19 protein-coding genes and 4 tRNA genes are annotated in these 20,644 nt (G+C 41.9%); 20 read left to right on the top strand and 3 right to left on the bottom strand.

The window, feature by feature from the left end; genetic code table 11:
* Nucleotides 1-9 precede the first annotated feature (9 nt).
* The 4 genes from mrdA to ACO1XM_RS15230 all read left to right on the top strand — a co-directional run bounded on the left by mrdA (nt 10) and on the right by ACO1XM_RS15230 (nt 5,714).
* Complete coding sequence (mrdA, locus tag ACO1XM_RS15245) at nt 10-1,824, top strand: penicillin-binding protein 2 (protein WP_486230503.1); 1,815 nt, start codon at nt 10-12, stop codon at nt 1,822-1,824.
* Between the two features lie 30 nt (nt 1,825-1,854).
* The gene (gene rodA / locus ACO1XM_RS15240; protein WP_486230501.1) at nt 1,855-3,102 is read left to right on the top strand and encodes a rod shape-determining protein RodA; all 1,248 of its coding nucleotides are present in this window, start codon (nt 1,855-1,857) and stop codon (nt 3,100-3,102) included.
* Between the two features lie 67 nt (nt 3,103-3,169).
* Nucleotides 3,170-4,501: an NADP-dependent isocitrate dehydrogenase gene (gene icd / locus ACO1XM_RS15235; protein ID WP_486230499.1), complete on the top strand. Its 1,332-nt coding sequence runs from the start codon at nt 3,170-3,172 to the stop codon at nt 4,499-4,501.
* A 133-nt stretch (nt 4,502-4,634) separates the two neighbouring features.
* A complete protein-coding gene (locus ACO1XM_RS15230) occupies nt 4,635-5,714 on the top strand; it encodes a DUF4476 domain-containing protein (RefSeq protein WP_486230497.1) in 1,080 nt (359 codons plus the stop codon).
* Nucleotides 5,715-5,733: 19 nt separating this feature from the next.
* Here the strand turns inward: ACO1XM_RS15230 and ribH are convergent, their stop codons facing one another.
* The 3 genes from ribH to pdhA all read right to left on the bottom strand — a co-directional run bounded on the left by ribH (nt 5,734) and on the right by pdhA (nt 8,071).
* Nucleotides 5,734-6,201 (bottom strand): 6,7-dimethyl-8-ribityllumazine synthase, encoded by a 468-nt coding sequence (gene ribH / locus ACO1XM_RS15225; RefSeq protein ID WP_486230495.1) that lies wholly within the window; start codon nt 6,199-6,201, stop codon nt 5,734-5,736.
* A 75-nt stretch (nt 6,202-6,276) separates the two neighbouring features.
* Nucleotides 6,277-6,963: a YfgM family protein gene (locus ACO1XM_RS15220; RefSeq protein WP_486230493.1), complete on the bottom strand. Its 687-nt coding sequence runs from the start codon at nt 6,961-6,963 to the stop codon at nt 6,277-6,279.
* A 76-nt stretch (nt 6,964-7,039) separates the two neighbouring features.
* Complete coding sequence (gene pdhA, locus ACO1XM_RS15215; protein WP_486230491.1) at nt 7,040-8,071, bottom strand: pyruvate dehydrogenase (acetyl-transferring) E1 component subunit alpha; 1,032 nt, start codon at nt 8,069-8,071, stop codon at nt 7,040-7,042.
* A gap of 231 nt (nt 8,072-8,302) precedes the next feature.
* Between pdhA and recF the strand changes: the two genes are divergently transcribed.
* From recF to rpoB, 16 genes are all read left to right on the top strand, one after another.
* Nucleotides 8,303-9,412, top strand: coding sequence for a DNA replication/repair protein RecF (recF, locus tag ACO1XM_RS15210; RefSeq protein ID WP_486230489.1), 1,110 nt, complete (start codon nt 8,303-8,305; stop codon nt 9,410-9,412).
* Nucleotides 9,387-9,689, top strand: coding sequence for a DciA family protein (locus ACO1XM_RS15205; RefSeq protein WP_486230487.1), 303 nt, complete (start codon nt 9,387-9,389; stop codon nt 9,687-9,689). The genes recF and ACO1XM_RS15205 overlap by 26 nt, the downstream gene beginning before the upstream one ends.
* 89 nt (nt 9,690-9,778) lie before the next feature.
* Nucleotides 9,779-10,513 (top strand): carboxypeptidase-like regulatory domain-containing protein, encoded by a 735-nt coding sequence (locus ACO1XM_RS15200; protein WP_486230485.1) that lies wholly within the window; start codon nt 9,779-9,781, stop codon nt 10,511-10,513.
* A 180-nt stretch (nt 10,514-10,693) separates the two neighbouring features.
* Nucleotides 10,694-10,776 (top strand) — tRNA-Tyr (locus tag ACO1XM_RS15195).
* A gap of 45 nt (nt 10,777-10,821) precedes the next feature.
* A tRNA-Gly gene (locus ACO1XM_RS15190) sits at nt 10,822-10,894 on the top strand.
* 113 nt (nt 10,895-11,007) lie between these two features.
* Nucleotides 11,008-11,079, top strand: a tRNA-Thr gene (locus ACO1XM_RS15185).
* Between the two features lie 271 nt (nt 11,080-11,350).
* The gene (tuf, locus tag ACO1XM_RS15180) at nt 11,351-12,538 is read left to right on the top strand and encodes an elongation factor Tu (RefSeq protein WP_486230483.1); all 1,188 of its coding nucleotides are present in this window, start codon (nt 11,351-11,353) and stop codon (nt 12,536-12,538) included.
* A 464-nt stretch (nt 12,539-13,002) separates the two neighbouring features.
* The gene (locus ACO1XM_RS15175; protein ID WP_486230481.1) at nt 13,003-13,329 is read left to right on the top strand and encodes a hypothetical protein; all 327 of its coding nucleotides are present in this window, start codon (nt 13,003-13,005) and stop codon (nt 13,327-13,329) included.
* A 183-nt stretch (nt 13,330-13,512) separates the two neighbouring features.
* A tRNA-Trp gene (locus ACO1XM_RS15170) sits at nt 13,513-13,583 on the top strand.
* A gap of 124 nt (nt 13,584-13,707) precedes the next feature.
* Nucleotides 13,708-13,899: a preprotein translocase subunit SecE gene (secE, locus tag ACO1XM_RS15165; protein ID WP_486230479.1), complete on the top strand. Its 192-nt coding sequence runs from the start codon at nt 13,708-13,710 to the stop codon at nt 13,897-13,899.
* A 6-nt stretch (nt 13,900-13,905) separates the two neighbouring features.
* Entirely contained in the window at nt 13,906-14,463 is a 558-nt protein-coding gene (gene nusG / locus ACO1XM_RS15160; protein ID WP_127122749.1) for a transcription termination/antitermination protein NusG, read from the top strand.
* 6 nt (nt 14,464-14,469) lie between these two features.
* Nucleotides 14,470-14,913, top strand: a complete 444-nt coding sequence (rplK, locus tag ACO1XM_RS15155; RefSeq protein WP_486230477.1) for a 50S ribosomal protein L11 — start codon at nt 14,470-14,472, stop codon at nt 14,911-14,913.
* 25 nt (nt 14,914-14,938) lie between these two features.
* Entirely contained in the window at nt 14,939-15,637 is a 699-nt protein-coding gene (gene rplA / locus ACO1XM_RS15150) for a 50S ribosomal protein L1 (protein ID WP_486230475.1), read from the top strand.
* A gap of 12 nt (nt 15,638-15,649) precedes the next feature.
* A complete protein-coding gene (gene rplJ / locus ACO1XM_RS15145; RefSeq protein WP_486230473.1) occupies nt 15,650-16,186 on the top strand; it encodes a 50S ribosomal protein L10 in 537 nt (178 codons plus the stop codon).
* Nucleotides 16,187-16,220: 34 nt separating this feature from the next.
* Nucleotides 16,221-16,595, top strand: coding sequence for a 50S ribosomal protein L7/L12 (rplL, locus tag ACO1XM_RS15140; RefSeq protein ID WP_486230471.1), 375 nt, complete (start codon nt 16,221-16,223; stop codon nt 16,593-16,595).
* 143 nt (nt 16,596-16,738) lie between these two features.
* Nucleotides 16,739-20,611: a DNA-directed RNA polymerase subunit beta gene (gene rpoB, locus ACO1XM_RS15135; protein WP_486230469.1), complete on the top strand. Its 3,873-nt coding sequence runs from the start codon at nt 16,739-16,741 to the stop codon at nt 20,609-20,611.
* Nucleotides 20,612-20,644 lie beyond the last annotated feature (33 nt).

Here is a 20,644-nt window from a genome sequence, read left to right as displayed (position 1 = left end):
AATGGAGATATGAACGAAGGCAGAAAAGATATTATTCAGGTTCTGGTCATACTGATCGCACTGGTATTTCTTATTAAGCTATTTGCCATTCAGGTGTTGGACAGTAAATATGAGAAGCTTGCAGACAGCAACGCCATTCTTCGGCAAGTCGATTACCCTGTTCGCGGTTTAATTTACGATCGCAACGGTAAGCTATTGGTATACAATACACCAGAGTATGATTTACAGGTTATTTACAAAGAAATAAAAAATCTTGACTCGGCAGAGTTTTGCAAGGTATTTAGACTTACAATCGAAGATCTTAGGAAATCATTCAAAGAACTAAAAAAGAAAAAAGAGTATTCGCCTGTAAAGCTTACTACTTTCTTAACGCAGTTGTCAAATGATGACTTTGCTCGTATCCAGGATCGCCTTGATGATTTTGATGGCTTCTACATCCAGGCAAGATCAACCCGCTCATATACAACCTCTGCATTTGCCAATGGCCTTGGCTATGTTAGCGAAATCAGTAAGAACCAACTTGACAAAGACAGTACAAAAGTTTACAAGCAGGGCGATTACATTGGCCAAAGTGGCATTGAAGCATACTATGAAAAATATCTTAGCGGACAGCGGGGCGTTCGCTATAAAATGCGTGACGTTGATGGAATTGATAAAGGCTCCTTCAAAGATGGTGAGTTAGATACAGTCTCGATTCCCGGTCAAAACCTCACAACAACAGTAGACCTTGATCTTCAATTGTATGGCGAATTTTTAATGCGCGGAAAATCGGGAAGTATTGTAGCCATCGAACCTTCAACAGGAGAGATACTGGCTTTCGTCTCAGGGCCATCGTATGATCCGAACATGCTTACAGGTAAATATTATAGCCAAAACTTTAAGTTCATCAGCAGCGACACAAGTAAGCCCTTGTTCAATCGTCCACTCATGGCACAATACAGGCCCGGATCGATTTTTAAAATTGCACAGGCAATGGTGGCTTTACAGGAGGGTGTTATTACGCCTGATACCAGAGTGGTATGTAACCGCACCATTATTAATTGCCATGGGGCACATTCAAATGAAGACTTACGTGGCGCCATTACACACTCTTGCAATCCTTATTTCCATAATGTACTTCGCAGAATGCTGAACAAGGGAAAAGTAAACGATCCATTTGAAGACACTCGTGTAGGTTTGGAAGAATGGAATACACACATCAGAAGTTTTGGATTTGGTTCGCCCTTAGGCATTGATCTTCCCAACGAAAAAAGCGGATTAGTGCCTAACAGTAAATTCTACGATAGAGCCTATGGTGGCCGCCCCTGGAAGTTCTCTAATATTTACTCAATCGCGATCGGTGAAGGTGAAAACCTGGTGGTTCCATTGCAGATGGCAAACTTTGCTGCAACAGTGGCCAATCGTGGTTATTTTTATACGCCACATTTGGTAAAATCAATAGGCGATAGTGGCAAGCCTCTCCCGCAATATTTAGAGAAACACTACACCACAATTGACTCCTCTTACTTTATAGTTGCGGTTGATGCTATGCAAAACGTAGTACAAGGTGGTACAGGTCAGTATAGAGCAAGCTTAAAAGATATTATTGTTTGCGGTAAAACAGGAACAGTCGAGAACAATCCACCATTGGCAGATCACTCAGTATTTATAGCCTTTGCACCAAGAGACAATCCAAAGATTGCAGTATCTGTCTATGTAGAAGATGCAGGGCAGGGTGCCAGGGCAGCGGCAGCTATAGCCAGTTTAATAGTTGAAAAATACTTGCTGGGTGCTACGCAACGCAAGCATATTGAAGATTATGTTTTACGAGGTGACTTTTTATAATTGAGCAGAAACGAACACATACCGGCACAAATGGACTGGGTAACAGTGATGTTATACGGAGTCCTTGTATTACTGGGGTGGTTAAATATCTATGCCTCGGTGTATGATGAAACCATAGGCCAATCTATTTTTGATTTCTCCTTAAGTCCCGGCAGGCAGCTTTTATTCATGGCTGCATGTATTATCATCATTATCGCCATTCTCATTATTGACATGCGATTTTATGATACGTTCGCATACATCATTTATGGCGCCATACTTTTTCTTTTAATTCTGGTGCCCATTATTGGCAAAGAGGTTGGTGGTAATAAAGCATGGATAGGTATTGGTAGCTTCGGTGGGCAACCGTCTGAGTTTGCAAAATTTGCCACAGCATTAGCAGTGGCAAAGTTTGTTGGGACTATTGGTTTTCGTATGGACAATCTGCGAAACCAATTTGTTCTTTTTGTGATGATTGTTGTTCCTATGCTCTTGATCTTACTGCAGAAAGATACGGGTACAGCTTTGGTTTTTACTTCTTTCTTAATTGTATTTTACAGAGAAGGTATGTCACCTTTTCTTATTATTGTTGGCATAGCCTGTGCCATCATTTTTGTTTTGGCACTCTTAGTGGAAAACAACATTTACCTCTATGCAGGTATTGGTGTAATCTGGGCAATGCTGATCTTCTTCTCGCGAAGAAAAAAATTCAAACGATTAGCAGTATTAACTATAGGTGCACTCCTTGTAATTGGTTTATTGCAAAGTGTAGACTATGTGGTTGACAATGTTTTAAAGCCTCATCAGCAAAATCGTGTGAAAGCGTTGATCAATCCAGACGCAGATCCGCTAGGCTACGGTTGGAATGTAACACAATCTAAAATTGCTATTGGGAGCGGTGGGTTCTTTGGTAAAGGATTCTTAAAAGGCACTCAGACAAAGTTTGATTTTGTACCAGAACAAAGTACAGACTTTATTTTTTGCACCATAGGCGAAGAGCACGGCTGGATAGGCAGCCTCGTAACCATAGGACTATGGGTTGTGTTGATGTTCCGTATAATCTTTATTGCAGAACGACAGAAAAACAGATTCACCAGGGTATTTGCTTATGCTACATTATCTATCCTGCTTTTCCACTTTGCGGTGAATATCGGTATGACAGTGGGTCTTTTTCCTGTAATTGGCATACCATTGCCCTTTTTTAGCTATGGTGGCTCCTCCTTATGGGGTTTTACCATTATGCTCTTTATTCTTCTAAAATTGGATGCCCATAGGGGACAAGTACTCCAGCGGATTTGATAGCAGAGATGGATTCACTATTTTCGACCCCTGAAATTACCTTAGTCAATATTCAAAATTTATAGCCATGAGCGATCAGAAAATCAGCATTAGCAACGGTAAACTTAATGTGCCTGACAACCCTACCATTCCTTTCATAGAAGGTGATGGTACAGGTGTGGATATTTGGCCAGCTTCTCAACTTGTGTTTGACAAGGCCGTAGAGAAAGCCTACAATGGAAAAAGAAAAATCAATTGGAAAGAAGTACTGGCAGGAGAGAAGGCATTTAATAAAACCGGCAACTGGTTGCCTGATGAAACCTTGGATATTTTCCGTGAGTATTTGGTTGGTATTAAAGGACCTTTAACCACACCGGTAGGTGGAGGTATACGCTCACTGAATGTAGCGCTTCGTCAAATCCTCGATTTGTATGTTTGCTTGCGTCCAGTGCGTTGGTATCAAGGTGTTCCTTCTCCTGTAAAAAACCCGGGTGCGGTAGACATGGTCATCTTTCGTGAAAATACGGAAGATATTTATGCAGGTATCGAATTTGCAGCGGGCACACCAGAAGCACAAAAGGTATTAGACTTTATTGCTAAAGAATTCCCTAAAGAATTCAACAAGATCCGTTTCAATACTAAAGAGAAATCAGAAGATTTCTGGAAGATGGTAGGTGCTACGGATGTGAAAACTGATGTGAACGTAGGTATTGGTATTAAGCCGGTGAGTTTGAGCGGTAGTACACGTTTAATTCACAGTGCAATTGCTTATGCCATTAAGCATAATCAAAAATCAGTTACCCTTGTACACAAAGGTAACATCATGAAGTTTACCGAAGGTGCTTTCCGCGATTGGGGATATGCTGTAGCTGAGCAATACTTTGGTGATAAGGTTTATACCTGGAATAAGTGGGAGAAAACAAAGAAGGAAAAGGGTGAAGCTGCTGCCAATGACGAACAGAAGGCAGCTGTTGCAGCAGGTAAAGTAATCATTAAAGATTCTATAGCAGATATTACACTTCAACAAGTATTAACACGCCCTGAAGATTTTGATGTAATAGCAACGCTAAACTTAAATGGTGACTACTTGAGTGATGCGTTGGCGGCACAAGTAGGTGGTATTGGCATCGCTCCGGGTGCAAACATTAACTACATTACAGGTCATGCCATTTTTGAAGCAACCCACGGAACTGCGCCTAAGTATGCAGGTCAGGATAAAGTAAATCCTGGATCTGTGATTCTTTCTGGTGTAATGATGTTTGAATACATGGGTTGGAAAGAAGCAGCAGACCTGATCAATAAAGGCTTGGAAAAAGCGATTGCTTCTAAACGTGTAACATACGACTTCCACAGACAAATGGAAGGTGCTACAATGTTGAAATGCTCAGAATTTGCAGAGGAAATCGTAAAGAATATGTAATCTCTGTATTTGTAAGAGAGGTAAAAGAGGGGCGGAAGCCCCTTTTTTTATGGCTTTAGCCATCATTCTTTATGGCACTATTTTGGTAATGATAAAATCACGTACTTAGATTGAAGACCAAACCGTTAAACCTATGAGAGCCCTCACATTATTTATGCTATTGGCAATTGGCGTTACCGCATTTGCACAAGATTGTCCAAACCCTATTGATAAAAATTCTTTTCAAGATGGTTTTAATCAAGTGGCCATTCAGGGGACTAATGCTAAAAAACTGGATGTTGCATTGATTTTTATAAAAGATAAATGCTTGCTGTCGGCACAAGTTAAAACCATGGCGCAACTCTTTTCAGAAGATCAGACACGTCTTAACTTTTGCAAAGCTGCATTCGCGCGCACATCCGACCCTGCTAATTTCTATGATGTATATGATGCATTCACAAATGTTTCCTTTGCATTTAGATTATATGATTTACTGAAAACACCCGTTAAAACAGAGCCACCGGTAACCACACCTGTCAATCCTGCACCACCGGTTGATCAGGTACTCACTTTTCCCAGATACAACTATCCGGTAAGTGCACGCTATGCTGGTGCGAAAGGCTGTAATGGCCCTGTGGCCAATGAAGAATTGTTTAGAAGAACTGTCAATAATGCATTTTATCAGCCCACGGAAGAAGCAAAAGAAGTGGTTGTAGTGAGTGCTGTTGAAATTGCATGTTTTGATTTTGCTCAAGCCATGAAATTGGTATCCATATTCAGGTCAGAAGAAACCAAACTAAAAGTACTCACTAAAATTTTTCCAAAAATTTATGATCAGGAATCGTATAAACTTGGTGTACAGCTTTTTTTAAATACCAAGCTCCAAGATGAATGGATGAAGTATGCAGCCTTCTACTTAACACCACCGCCACCAATTTGTGAAGAAAGCGAGGCTGACTTTCAAAAAATACTTAAGAATGTTCAGGCTAAATTTTTCGATCATGAACGAATTGCACTGATTGAAGACCTGGCCATTGATCATTGTTTTAAAGTAAGCCAGATCAAGAAAATGTTTACAGAGATTAGTCAGGCAGCAAGAAAGCCTGATCTGCTCAAAAAATTATATGATAAGTGTCCTGACAAAAAGAACTATTACCTGCTTGGTGATGATTTAATATTTCAGGGTGATAAAGAAGACTTGAAGAACTTTATCAGAAGTAAGGGCAATAATTAAAATGGAAAAAGATGCTGGATTAAAAATCCAGCATCTTTAATGCTGTTAGTGCAGCCTCCTCTCCTTTGTTTCCGAGTTTGCCACCGGCACGCTCGAGCGCTTGCTTTTTGTTCAGTGTGGTAAGCACACCAAAGATCACAGGTTTTTTTGTTTTGATATTAGCCTCAATAATTCCGTACGCCACCGCCTGGCAGATGTAATCGAAGTGAGGTGTGTCTCCCTGTATCACGCAACCCAAAGCAATCACAGCGTGTACATCTTTTTGCTCTGCCATCCACAACGAACCAAGTGTAAGTTCAAAAGTGCCAGGCACATTTTTGCGGATAATATTTTGCTTTTTTATGCCGTGCTCCAATAACGATTGATACGCACCTTCATAAAGTGCTCCGGTAATATCTTCATTCCATTCAGCCACCACAATGGCAACTTTAGTTTTGCTAAGATTACGCTTGGTTTTAATTTTTCCGGAGGTAAGTGTGCCTGCCATGCTTATAAATTGTTATAAGGTTAGAAACAAAAAAGGACAGCTTCCACTGTCCTTTAAAGATAAACTAATTTCTTTTTATGAATTGCTTTGCAACTTAGCCTTGTACTTTCTTGCGTTTTGGTACTCAGCCGATTCAAAAAACTCATTAATAATTCTGTCGTAAGCTTCAATAGCCTTCTCGTTGTTGTTCAGCTTTTCATAAGCCAATCCTTGCTTCATTAAATAAGTAGGCGTAAAAAACTTGTTGGGCTTATAAGTAGATGCTTTGTTGTAATACTTTGCAGCCTCTTCATACTGTTGCAATTCCATGTGTGCATCGCCTAAAAGGCTGTAGGCACGTGGTTGCACCAATAAGTCATTAGAGCTGAAATCCTCCAGGTAAAGCACTGCGGCATCAAACTTACCCTGCTTCAGGTAGCTTACACCAGCATAATAGTGTGCAAGGTTAGCAGCCTCAGTTATACCATAGTCGTTAATGATATCGATGAAGCCCAGGTTGTTGCCATCACCATTTAGAGCCAGATTTAAGCTGTCTGCTTCAAAGTAGTGTATTGCCTGAAACATTTCTTTTTGAGCAAGTTCGTTCTGGCTATCGGCATAGTAACGGAAACCGAAATAACCGCCAACAGCTAACACCAGGGCACCCAAAATGCCAAAAACAAGTTTGGAATTGCTTTCAATCCAATGTTCAAAACCTATTACTTTTTCCTCCAGAACTTCTGCGTTCTCGAGTACGCTTTTGTTTTCTTCTTTCTTTGCCATTTTGATAAAAAATAGTCCCGCCTTTATAAGCGGGACGCAAAACTACTAATTACTGCTTTTTAAACAAATTGCCTTTTTAACCAAAAATGAAAGGATAGTCCTTCTGCTCGTAAACATCGGTTAAAGCCTCTGCCGGGTCAGGGAAGTTAGATTCTTCAGCAAAACGCACCGATTCTTCTACTTGTGCTACAATCTTAGCATCAATGGCTTCCAGATCCTTTTCCGTGGCAAATTTGTTTGTTAAAATGCTTTCACGAACCTGCTCGATAGGATCTTGTCTCTTGTACTCCTCTACCTCTTCTTTTGTGCGGTACTTCTGAGGATCAGACATAGAATGCCCCTTATAGCGGTAGGTTCTGAATTCTAACAAAGTCGGTCCTTCGCCAGCCCGTGCTCTTTCTGCGGCTCTAGCCACTGCTTTGTGCACGGCCTCAACACTCATGCCATCAACAGCTTCTGAAGGCATATCGTAAGATTCGCCTAAAGTTGACAGATCGGTTACATTCGAGCTACGCTTTACAGATGTTCCCATAGCGTAACCGTTGTTTTCGATCACAAAAATCACCGGGATTTTCCATAACATGGCCTGGTTTAAAGCCTCGTGAAAGGCACCCTGGCGCACGGCACCATCGCCCATGTAGCAAATACAAAGCTTGCCGGTCTTATTATACTTTTCAGCAAAGGCAAGACCTGCACCGAGGGGCACCTGGCCTCCCACAATACCATGGCCACCATAAAAATGGTTGGCAACATCAAAAATGTGCATGGAACCGCCTTTTCCTTTCGAAACGCCTGTTTCTTTGCCATACAATTCTGCCATAACAGCATTTGGGCTGGTACCCAATGCCAGTGGATGAGCATGATCGCGATAAGCTGTAATATATTTATCTCCTTTTTCAAGGGCACTCACTGCACCAGCCGCGCAGGCCTCTTGTCCTATATATAAGTGACAAAAGCCTTTAATTTTTTGCATACCATATAGTTGGCCAGCCTTTTCTTCGAATTTGCGCATCAATTGCATGCTTTCGTACCAGAAAAGATAGGTTTCCTTAGAAAATTCAGTTTTTGATCCCTTTGCTGCAGTCGCAGCCGCCTTGGATGTAGCCATAACACTAATTTTGAACTGCGAAAATACGTCTGCAAGGTCAATTAACAATGAATAAAATAGAATTAACGGTAATTGGCTGAATCGACAGTTTTAATCGCTTCGGGCTACATATCCTCTGAATCATAACAGAGGCCCATAAATGATATTGAATAATGAAACCATAGCTTTCTGCTTCCATTAGAAACAATAGTATTTTCGCAGCGCAAATCATCAAATAACAATACCCGCCAAATGACGCTAGACCACCTCCACTTATTTAATTTCAAAAACTATGCGGAGGCCGACATTACTTTTTCTGCACATTTAAATATTCTGGTGGGCAAAAACGGGAGTGGCAAAACTAACCTCTTGGATGCCATCTATAGCCTTGCCTTTACCAAGGGAGCGATTTCATCTGCCGATCAACACTATATAAAAGAAGGCGAGAACCAGATGGTTGTGCGCGGCACTTTTACCCAAGAGGGCAAAACGCATGACCTAACGCTGGGGCTACAAGCAGGACAAAAGAAAGTATTCCGCGAAGACGGACAAGATTATACTAAACTGAGCGAGCACATTGGCAAGTACCCTGCTGTGCTGGTCTTGCCTGACGATGTCGATCTGGTGAAAGATGGAAGTGAATCCAGGCGTAAATTTTTTGATACACTCATATCTCAATTTGATAAAGTGTACTTGGATAGTTTGATGCGCTACAATCATTGTTTGAAACAACGCAATAGTCTGCTTAAAATGTTTGCTGAATCAGGCAGGCAAGATTGGGTAATGATTGAGTCGTACGATGACCTGCTTGTACCCTTGGGGCAGCAGCTTTTTCAGAAAAGACTAAGCTTCATGACAGAGTTCCTCGAGGTTTTTCAGCGTTACTATCAACTATTGGTGGCGAATGAAGCTGTAAACCTTCGGTATACATCGCAATTAATAGAGGAAGATTATAAAGATGGTTTGCTCAAAAGCAGAGCAAAAGACCTGGCTTTGCAGCGAACAAGTTTTGGAATACATCGCGATGATTTTATTTTTTTATTGGGTGAAGGCGACCTTAAGAAACTGGGATCGCAAGGTCAGCAAAAATCCTTTGTGCTTTCCATGAAGCTGGCACAACTTGAAATTCTTAAACAACACAAGGGTTTCTACCCTGTTTTACTACTAGACGATGTATTTGATAAGCTTGACAGTGAACGCATTGGTCAATTATTAAAACTATTCCCGACCTTTGGTCAGGTTTTCTTAACTGATGCCCGGCCAGACCGTACTTTGCACCTGTTGGATGTGGTAAACCTGGAGAAAAAGATTTTTACAGTAGAAAAAGGACAGATCAGTGGCTACACGCAAGAAAAGGGATGAAATTCAGTCGGTGGGGCAGGCCTTGCAGGATTTGTTACAGACCTATAGGTTGAAAGACCGTTTCGATGAAAAATCGGTATTGGCTTCCTGGGAACGACTCGTGGGCAAACCAATTGCCAAACGTACCAAGCGGATTTGGCTTAAAAACTCAGTTTTATTTGTTGAATTTGATTCGCCCACCATTAAAAGCGATTTCTCCTTTCACAAGACTAAAGTCATAGAGGTCTTCCAAAAGGAGTTCGGCAAAGAATCTGTGAAAGAGATTATCATTATGTGATCGATTCCCAAGGTCAGGCTTAAATAAGTTCCAGCATCTAGCGTTACTATAGACAACGATTTTGCTTCATGCGAATAATCAGCAAGAATTTGAGTCAGTCAAGAATAGGGCGTCTATTTATTCTTTTACCTTTCTTGCTTACAACCTTTTTATCTTTTGCTCAGCAATTGAGTGTATCTGGCGTGGTATTAGACTTCAACAACCTGTCTCCTGTAATAGATGTTCATGTTTTTACGAGAAGAACCGGAACATACACAGATTCAGAAGGAAAATTCGCCCTTTTAATCCAACCAAATGATACCCTATTTTTTTCCCGGATTGGCTACAGACTATACACTACACAAATAACAATAGACCAATCCGTGCTAAGCGTTTTATTAAAAGAAGAGAGCACAACCTTGGATACCCTTTTGGTTTATGCGCCAATGGATTTAAAAATTCCACAGTTACCCAAAAAAACTGTGATTGAAGGGCTGTATAAGTACGAGAAAGAGAGGTTATATTCAGAAAACAGGTATTTACCTCGACACAGTGGATTAGGGTTTTCTATGGCAGCCCCCTGGTATTACCTGAGTAAGGAGCAAAAGACTAAGAGAAAATTAAATCGATATAGGGAACAAAATCAATCAACAGCCATTTATAGAAAGTTCATAATATCTGATTCTCTAAAATGGGAGTTATGTGCCATGTTTAAGATTACAGAATCCGAGTTTTACAAAAAGCTGGAGGTTTTCACCAAAAAATTCCCTGAGGCAGCGTTTCTTAAATCTGAAAATGAAATAATGGAGCTCCTTATCCAATCTTTTGCTACTAAAGAAGAATAGGGCGATTAACCTCATATTTGCCTCAAATGCTGGTTTAAGGAATATTTTCGCTTCGAAAGTGACTTATTCCTGATTAAATACTCTAGGAAAGTTTTGAAAAAGTATAAAACCGTATAATTTTGCACTCCTATTTTTTAGGAGCACCCTTAAAAAGGTGCTAAACGTTCTTAAAAATATTGAGGGGGAATACCAAAGCGGCCAACTGGGACAGACTGTAAATCTGTTGTCGTATGACTTCATAGGTTCGAATCCTATTTCCCCCACTCTTTATTCTCCTTCTCCTTTGGAGAGGGTAGGGTGAGGTAATTGCGGGAGTAGCTCAGTTGGTAGAGCGATAGCCTTCCAAGCTATAGGTCGCGGGTTCGAGCCTCGTCTCCCGCTCACCTTTAATTCCAGATTCCAAATTCCAAATCTCAAATTTGGATGCGGACAAAGGAGTTACAAGTTGAGCCAGTTTGAAATTTTAAATGTTGAATTTGAAATTTTGAATTAACGCTGTTGTAGCTCAGGGGTAGAGCACTTCCTTGGTAAGGAAGAGGTCGAGAGTTCAATTCTCTTCAACAGCTCTAAGTAATTTGAAATTTCAAATTTGAAATTTCAAATTAAAACAAGACTGCCAAACGAGGTAGTTTTAACATTTTGAAATTTGAAATTTTGAAATTTCCTCATTGCCGATGCGTAGCGACCATCATGAAAGCAATTCAGGGATTTCATCGAATAACCCTTATTCGACAGGCATATCATGTTTGGGGTGTATAAGCTTCTGTAAAAGGAGGCAATAGCTAGTAACAATTAAATTAACTATACACTTTTAAACTTTAACTGGGATTTTCAAATATGGCAAAAGAAACATTTGACCGCTCGAAACCGCACGTTAACGTTGGTACCATCGGTCACGTTGACCACGGTAAAACAACGCTTACCGCTGCTATCACTCAGGTCTTGGCAAAGAAAGGTCTGGCTGCAATCCGTGACTTCTCTTCAATTGACAACGCTCCTGAAGAAAAAGAACGTGGTATTACTATCAACACCTCACACGTAGAATACGCTACAGAAAACCGTCACTATGCGCACGTTGACTGTCCAGGTCACGCTGACTATGTGAAAAACATGGTTACTGGTGCTGCCCAAATGGACGGTGCTATCCTTGTAGTGGCTGCAACTGACGGTCCTATGCCTCAAACTCGCGAGCACATCCTTTTGGCTCGTCAGGTAGGTGTACCTGCACTTGTAGTATTCATGAACAAAGTAGACTTGGTTGACGATGCAGAATTGTTAGACCTAGTTGAAATGGAAATCCGTGAATTGCTTTCATCATACAAATTCCCTGGCGATACTACACCAATCATCCGTGGTTCTGCTTTGGGTGGTTTGAATGGCGAGCCTAAGTGGGTTGAAAAAATCGAAGAATTGATGAATGCTGTAGATACATTCATTCCTCTTCCTGTTCGTTTGATCGACAAAGATTTCTTGATGCCTGTTGAAGACGTGTTCTCAATCACGGGTCGTGGTACTGTTGCTACTGGCCGTATTGAGCGTGGTATCATCAACTCAGGTGACAAAGTTCAGATCCTTGGTATGGGTGCTGAAAACTTGGAATCTACTATCACAGGTGTGGAAATGTTCCGTAAGATCCTTGACAGAGGTGAAGCTGGTGATAACGTAGGTTTATTGTTACGTGGTATTGAAAAAGAGCAAATCGCTCGTGGTATGGTTATCTGTAAGCCTAACTCAGTTACTCCTCACGCTAAATTCAAAGCAGAGGTTTACGTATTGAGCAAGGAAGAAGGTGGTCGTCACACACCATTCTTTAACAAATACCGTCCTCAGTTCTACTTCCGCACAACTGACGTAACTGGTGAAGTTATGTTACCTGCAGGTGTAGAAATGGTTATGCCTGGTGATAACGTATCTATCGAAGTTACGTTGATCAACAAAATCGCTATGGAAAAAGGTCTTCGTTTCGCGATCCGCGAAGGTGGCCGTACCGTAGGATCTGGTCAGGTTACTGAGATCTTGGATTAATTAGTCCAATCTATATTGGAAACCCGTCATTATCTTCGGATAGTGTCGGGTTTTTTTACTTTAGCGCAAACCTCAATGGTTAATCAACCAAATGCGCTATGCGAAATACTATTTGTATTCTATTGGTAGCAATTTTCGCTTGCCTTACAATTCAAAGCCAGGCTCAGGCCAATAGCTTTCCAGCTCAGCTCTTCTTTATTAAAATGAGACCTCTTCCTAATTCACACTTTATCAAAGGGCAGATGTTTGCGTCTGAAAATGAGATTCGCTTTGTTCCAGGAAAACTAAAAATGCTGGTAAAGGAAATTACCATTCATTGCAGCACTGTGCAATCAATTAAACCCGTAAATGACCTCGGCTTTATCCCCAACAAATTAAGGATTACCCTCCATGATGGTACGCGCTATACCTTCTTCGCGCGACATAGGAATAAGAGATTGGCTTGTTTATGTAAATAGAAAGATATGAATAGACTGATCATTTTAACCTGTTCCTTTTTTGTGATTACAACGTCCACCCTCGCCAGTCCAGCTAAGATGGCAGTCGGTACTGTTTCTGAGAAACCCAGAAAGGTCGACCTTTGGGTCACTTCAGGCATGTGGCGAAAATTCTATTTAAATGGTTTGCTCGTGATAAACGAGCAAACTATTTCTTTTGAGCCTTTGGAAGATTTACACATTTTTAAAGCCTTCGCAATAGACAAAAAAGATGTTGTCAAGCTAAAACGCTCAGAAAGACGTATTTTAGTAGTTACCTCAACGGACCGATTCAGGTTCAGGCTACGCCAGTAAGCTGCTTTAAGCTTTCTAACACATTAATTTTCAGCACAGTTTTTGTTTTTCAGGCGCGATTCCTATCTTTGCAGTCCTTTTGAATTTGGCTACAGGTGTAAACGTGTGTCATTCAGAGGATTAGGGAGTCTGGTTAAATTTTAAACTTGACCTGGAGTAGTGTGGTGAGGATAAAATAAACAAACGGGCGTAGTTCAAGGGTAGAATTACGGTCTCCAAAACCGCAGATGGGAGTTCGAATCTCTCCGCCCGTGCTCAGTTATCCGAAGCGTTAGCCCAGGATGGCAACATTAGTTGAGGTTTCGGCCAAGGCTAAAAACCTCTTAAACAGTTGTTTAGGAGACAATCTGCCGAAAGGCAGCAAACAAAAAGAGTTGTATGGAAAAGATAACAACCTATTTATCTGAATCCTGGGACGAAATCAAAAACAAGGTTTCGTGGACCAAGTATAGCGAGTTGCAAAGCAGTGCCATTTTGGTATTGGTAGCCTCTACCATTTTTGCTTTGGTTATTGGCGCTATTGACTGGGTTTTCAAGTCAGGGTTAGAGTGGTTTTACAGAGAATTTTAATAGGGTATGGGCGAACTTAAGTGGTACGTATTACGCGCTGTCAGTGGCCAGGAAAAGAAAGTAAAATCTTACCTGGAAACGGAGATCGAGCGTTCCAAACTTGCTGAAGCAATTCCGCAAGTGCTTATACCTTCAGAGAAAGTGTACGAAATGAGGGGCGGTAAAAAGCGTGTACGTGAGCGCAGCTTTTTCCCGGGTTACATCCTCATCAGTGCAGATATGTCCAACGAAAAAGCATTCCACATGGTAAACGAAATACCAGGTGTAATCGGCTTCTTGGGCAACAACGGCACCGGGGCTTCCAAGATTCCTGTTCCTCTTCGTCAATCAGAGGTTAACAGAATTCTCGGCAAAGTTGATGAGATTGACAGCTTCGAAGAAAAACTCGACACCCCTTACATTAAGGGCGAACAAGTGAAAGTAATGGACGGACCGTTCAGTGGCTTCACAGGTTCTGTAGAGGAAATATTTGAAGACAAAAAGAAACTTAACGTGATGGTGAAAATCTTCGGACGAAACACCCCCGTTGAGTTGAGTTATATGCAAGTTGAAAAGCTAGACTAAGTAGCAATGGCAAAGGAAATTACAGGTTATCTGAAACTTCAGGTAAAAGGTGGTGCCGCTAACCCGTCACCGCCAATTGGTCCGGCTTTGGGTAGCAAGGGTTTGAACATTATGGATTTCTGTAAGCAGTTCAACGCCCGTTCGCAAGACAAACCAGGACAAGTATTGCCCGTTCTCATTACTATTTACAATGACAAGTCGTTTGACTTCGTCATTAAAACACCGCCCGCTGCTAACCTCATCCTTGAAGCGATGAAGAAGCAGAAGGGTTCCGCTGAGCCTAACCGTGCAAAGATTGGTTCTATCTCCTGGGATCAGGTGAAGACTATCGCAGAACTCAAAATGCCTGACTTAAATGCTTTTAAAGTAGAGTCAGCCATGAAGATGATTGCCGGTACAGCGCGTAGCATGGGTGTTACAGTAAGTGGTACTCCACCGTGGGAAAATTAAGTTCAACGAAAAAGAATCATTGAACATGGCAAAGATTTCAAAAAACAGAAAGGCCGTTTTGGCAAAATTCAACCTCGAGAAAGAATTCTCTCTCGATGACGCCTCAAAAATGTTGAAGGACATCACCTTCACCAAGTTTGATTCATCTGTTGATTTAGACATCCGCTTGGGCGTTGACCCTAAGAAGTCTGATCAAATGGTGCGTGGCGTAGTTGCATTGCCTCACGGTATCGGTAAGACAGTTCGTGTATTGGTATTGTGTACGCCTGACAAGGTTCAGGCTGCGAAAGATGCCGGTGCAGAACACGTAGGACTTGACGACTATATCACCAAGATCGAAGGTGGATGGACAGATATCGATGTGATCATCTGTACACCAACCGTAATGGCCAAGGTAGGTAAGTTAGGTAAAGTATTAGGCCCTCGTGGTTTAATGCCAAACCCTAAGTCAGGTACAGTAACGCTTGACGTGGCGAAAGCAGTAACAGAAGTGAAGGCTGGTAAAATTGATTTCAAAATCGACAAAACCGGTATTATCCATGTAAGCATTGGTAAGGCTTCTTTCTCTCCTGACAAGATCCGCGACAACGCAATGGAAATGATCAACACTGTGGCAAAGTTGAAACCCGCCTCTGCGAAAGGTGAATACTTCAGAAGTATCACTATTTCGACTACAATGAGCCCGGGTATCATCCTTGACAAAGGTACAATTGCTGGCATTTAAGATTTTTAAGACATGACCAGAGACGAAAAAGAACTAATAATAGAAGAGCTGAAAGGCAAGTTTGCAGAAAACGCGCACTTCTACATTACCGATGCCAGCGGTTTAACCGTAGCACAGGTAAATGCATTTAGAAGATTGTGCTTTAAAAGCGGAGTTGAATATCGTGTTTACAAAAACACCCTTATTCAAAAAGCTTTAGAAGCGCAAAAAGGCACGGATTTCTCTCCAGTATTCAAGGTGTTGAAGGGTTTTTCAGGCGTTATGTTCTCTAAGGAGATCGGTAATGCACCTGCAAAAGTTCTGAAGGAATACCACAAGAAACTGGATGGCAGACCTGCACTCAAGGCCGCCTCAGTATCATCCGATTTATTTATCGGTGCTGAGAACCTGAACATGCTCAGCGAGCTTAAGAGCAAAAATGAGCTCATCGGTGATGTTATTGCATTACTTCAATCACCTGCCAAGAATGTTATCTCTGCTCTTCAGAGCGGAAAGCATACCGTGGCCGGCCTGGTGAAGTCTTTGGAAGAACGCGCCTCAAAACAATAATTAACTGAATTAAAAACTTTTAAATTTTACAAAAATGGCTGATGTTAAAGCACTTGGAGATCAACTAGTTGAACTCACAGTTAAAGAAGTAAACGAATTAGCTTCTTACCTAAAAGAAACATACGGAATCGAGCCTGCAGCTGCTGCTGTAGCTGTTGCTGCTGGCCCTGCTGCCGGTGGTGCTGCTGCCGCTGAAAAGACTAACTTCGATGTAGTATTGAAGAGCGCTGGTGCTAACAAACTTCAAATCGTGAAGCTTGTGAAAGAATTAACTGGTCTTGGCTTGAAAGAAGCTAAAGATGTAGTTGATGGCGCGCCTAAGACTATCAAAGAAGGTCTTCCTAAGGACGAAGCTGAAAACTTGAAGAAGCAGCTTGTAGAAGCTGGTGCTGAAGTAGAATTGAAATAATTCCCTTCGGTTGGTGAGAATCGCTGGGTAGCGCTTCACATCATCTTCACAGACCCTGTTCCGTGTCAAAATGGTACAGGGTCTTTTCCCATTTCTACCCACAAAAGTTCTTTCAAGAGTCCAGGCACCTAAATAGATTAACCTTGGCAAAGAAAAATTCTAATGGTCGTATCGATTTCTCGTCAATCGACCGCGTAATAGATTACCCCGATTTTCTGGATCTTCAACTCCAGTCATTCCAGGATTTCCTGCAGATTGAAACACCTGCAGAGAAACGTCAAAACGAAGGCTTATTTAAAGTATTCGCAGAGAATTTTCCCATCAGCGACTCGCGCGAAAACTTTGTGCTGGAGTTTGTGGACTATACCATCGATCCACCGAAATACTCAGTAGATGAGTGTATCGATAGAGGATTGACTTTCTCTGTGCCTTTAAAAGCCAAGTTGCGCCTCACTTGTAATGATGAGGACAACGAAGATTTTGAAACCATCGAACAGGAAGTGTTCCTTGGCAACATTCCATACATGACCGAACGTGGATCGTTCGTCATCAACGGTGCAGAGCGCGTTATCGTGTCTCAGTTACACCGTTCACCAGGCGTGTTCTTTGCCATGAGCAAGCACACAAACGGTACTAAATTATATTCGGCTCGTATCATTCCTTTCAAAGGTTCGTGGATAGAATTTGCCACTGACGTGAACAGCGTAATGTATGCGTACATCGACCGTAAGAAGAAATTCCCTGTAACCACCTTGCTTCGCGCAATTGGTTATGGTACTGATAAAGATATCCTTGACTTATTCGGCTTGTCTGAAGAAGTGGAGGCTAACAAAAACACCCTCAAAAAAGTAGTAGGCCGCAAGCTTGCTGCAAGGGTATTAAAAACATGGACTGAAGACTTCGTGGATGAAGATACTGGTGAAGTAGTATCTATCGACCGTAACGAAGTGTTGTTAGAGCGTGACCATGTTCTTTCAGCTGAAGATACAGATACAATCGTTGAGTCAGGTGTGAAGTCAATTATCTTGCACCGCGATGATATCAACGTAGCTGATTACACAATTATCTTCAACACTTTAGCGAAAGATAATTCTAACTCAGAAAAAGAAGCGGTTGAGTATATCTACCGTCAATTAAGAAATACTGAAGCGCCTGACGAACAAACAGCACGCGATATCATTAACAGCTTATTCTTTAGTGAGAAGCGTTATGATCTTGGTGAAGTAGGTCGTTACCGTATCAATAAAAAATTAGGTCTTGAATTGAGCTACGACCACCGCGTACTGACTAAGGATGATATCATCCTTATCGTTAAGTACCTGATTGGTCTGATCAACTCAAAGGCATTGATCGATGATATCGATCACTTGAGCAACAGACGTGTGCGTACTGTAGGTGAGCAGCTTTACACCCAATTCGGTGTAGGTCTTGCCCGTATGGCGCGTACCATTAAAGAAAGAATGAACGTTCGTGACAACGAAGACTTCAAGCCTGTTGATCTGATCAACGCGCGTACCTTGTCTTCTGTTATCAACTCATTCTTTGGTACTAACCAGCTTAGCCAGTTCATGGATCAAACCAATCCACTGGCCGAGATTACACACAAGCGCAGAATGTCGGCACTCGGTCCGGGCGGTCTCTCAAGAGAACGTGCAGGCTTCGAGGTACGTGACGTTCACTATACGCACTACGGTCGCCTTTGTACTATTGAAACTCCGGAAGGTCCGAACATCGGTTTGATTTCGTCTCTCTGCGTTCACGCAAAAGTGAACAAGATGGGCTTCATCGAAACACCTTACCGTAAGATTGAAAATGGTAAAGTAAAGTCGAAAGACTCTATCATATTCTTAACAGCTGAAGAAGAAGACACACATTACATCGCACAGGCTAACGCCAAGTTGAAAGAGAATGGTGACTTCGCTGAAGAAAAAGTAAAAGCACGTTTTGAAGGTGACTTCCCAGTGGTTGAACCTAAAGAACTTCGTTACATGGATGTGGCGCCTAACCAGATCGTATCTGTAGCGGCTTCTATGATTCCTTTCCTTGAACATGACGATGCCAACCGTGCCCTGATGGGTTCGAACATGCAACGTCAGGCAGTGCCTTTAATGCGCCCTGAAGCTCCTATCGTGGGTACTGGTCTCGAAAGCCGTATCGCCTTGGATTCACGCACATTGGTATTGGCTGAAGGTGCTGGTGTTGTTGACTATGTTGATGCAAAGAAAATTGTAGTGAAATACGAGCGCTCTGAAGAACAAGAGCTTGTACACTTCGATAACGAATACAAAACTTATAACCTGATCAAGTTCCGCAGAACTAACCAGGATACTTGTATCAATTTAACACCGCTTGTAAGAAAAGGTGATAAAGTTGTAAAAGGGCAACCATTATGTCAGGGATATGCAACACAAGGCGGTGAACTTGCCTTAGGTCGTAACCTGGTGGTGGCTTACATGCCTTGGCAGGGTTATAACTTTGAAGATGCGATTGTAATTTCTGAGCGTGTTGTACGCGATGATATTTACACATCTATCCACATTGAAGAATTTGAACTTGAGGTTCGCGATACTAAACGTGGTGAAGAAGAATTAACTTCTGAAATTCCTAACGTAAGCGAAGAGGCAGTTAAAAACCTTGACGAAAACGGTATCATCCGTGTAGGTGCTGAAGTGAAGGAAGGCGATATTCTGATTGGTAAGATCACTCCTAAAGGTGAAACGGATCCTACACCAGAAGAAAAACTACTTCGTGCCATCTTCGGTGATAAGGCTGGTGATGTGAAGGATGCTTCAATGAAGGCACCACCATCATTGAAAGGTGTGGTTATTGAAACGAAATTGTTCTCACGTCCTAAACGTGACAAGGATCTTCGTACGAAAAACAAGAAAGAACTTGATGCATTAAAGAACCGCTACAGCAAGCAATTGACTGATCTGCGCAATGAAATGATCAAGAAGTTGAGCGCTTTGCTGAATACTAAAACCAGCAACGGTGTAAAACATAAGTTCGGTGATGAGTTAGTAAGTAAAGGTGTTAAGTTCTCTGCGAAAGTAATTGAGAACAACCTCTTCCCTGACAAGAACATCTACCGTGATGAAAGCAACTATGCAGTTCCTGAAGAAGTGAATTTGATTGCTGATGTATCGTTAGAAAACTGGACAAGCGATGATCATACCAATGATCTGGTAGCTCAGTTGACTAAGAACTACATCTTAAAACGCAATACCATTTCAGGTGAATTTAAGCGCGAGCGCTTTACACTGGAAGTAGGTGATGAATTACCGACAGGTATTGTTCAGCTGGCGAAAGTATACATTGCGAAGAAACGCAAATTGAAAGTAGGTGATAAGATGGCGGGTCGCCACGGTAACAAGGGTGTTGTAGCCCGTATCGTACGCGATGAAGATATGCCATTCCTGGAAGATGGAACACCTGTTGACATCTGCTTGAACCCGCTGGGTGTACCTTCTCGTATGAACTTGGGTCAGCTGTATGAAGCAGTATTGGCGTGGGCCGGTAAGAAATTGGGTCGCAAGTATGCAACTCCGATTTTCGATGGTGCCTCTATTGAAGAAGTACAGAATGAACTGAAGGAAGCTGGTTTACCTGAATACGGAAGAACTTATCTATACGATGGTTTATCTGGTGTGAAATTCGATCAACCTGTAACCGTGGGTGTGGCATACATGCTCAAACTTGGTCACTTGGTTGATGATAAGATGCACGCACGTTCTATCGGACCGTACTCACTCATTACGCAACAGCCATTGGGTGGTAAGGCACAGTTCGGTGGTCAGCGTTTCGGAGAAATGGAAGTGTGGGCGATTGAGGCCTTCGGTGCATCTCACATTCTTCAGGAAATCCTGACGATTAAGTCTGATGACGTAATCGGTCGCGCAAAAGCATACGAATCAATTGTAAAAGGAGAGAACATGCGCAAGCCAAACATCCCTGAATCGTTCAACGTATTGGTGCACGAACTCAGAGGTCTTGCTCTTGAAATTACAATGGATTAATTAACGTTGATGGTTATTGGTTGTTCGTTATTC

It is taken from the genome of Chryseotalea sp. (assembly GCF_057350905.1).
Note: the sequence above shows the minus strand (reverse complement) of the source record. Positions and strands in the feature narration are given on the sequence as shown.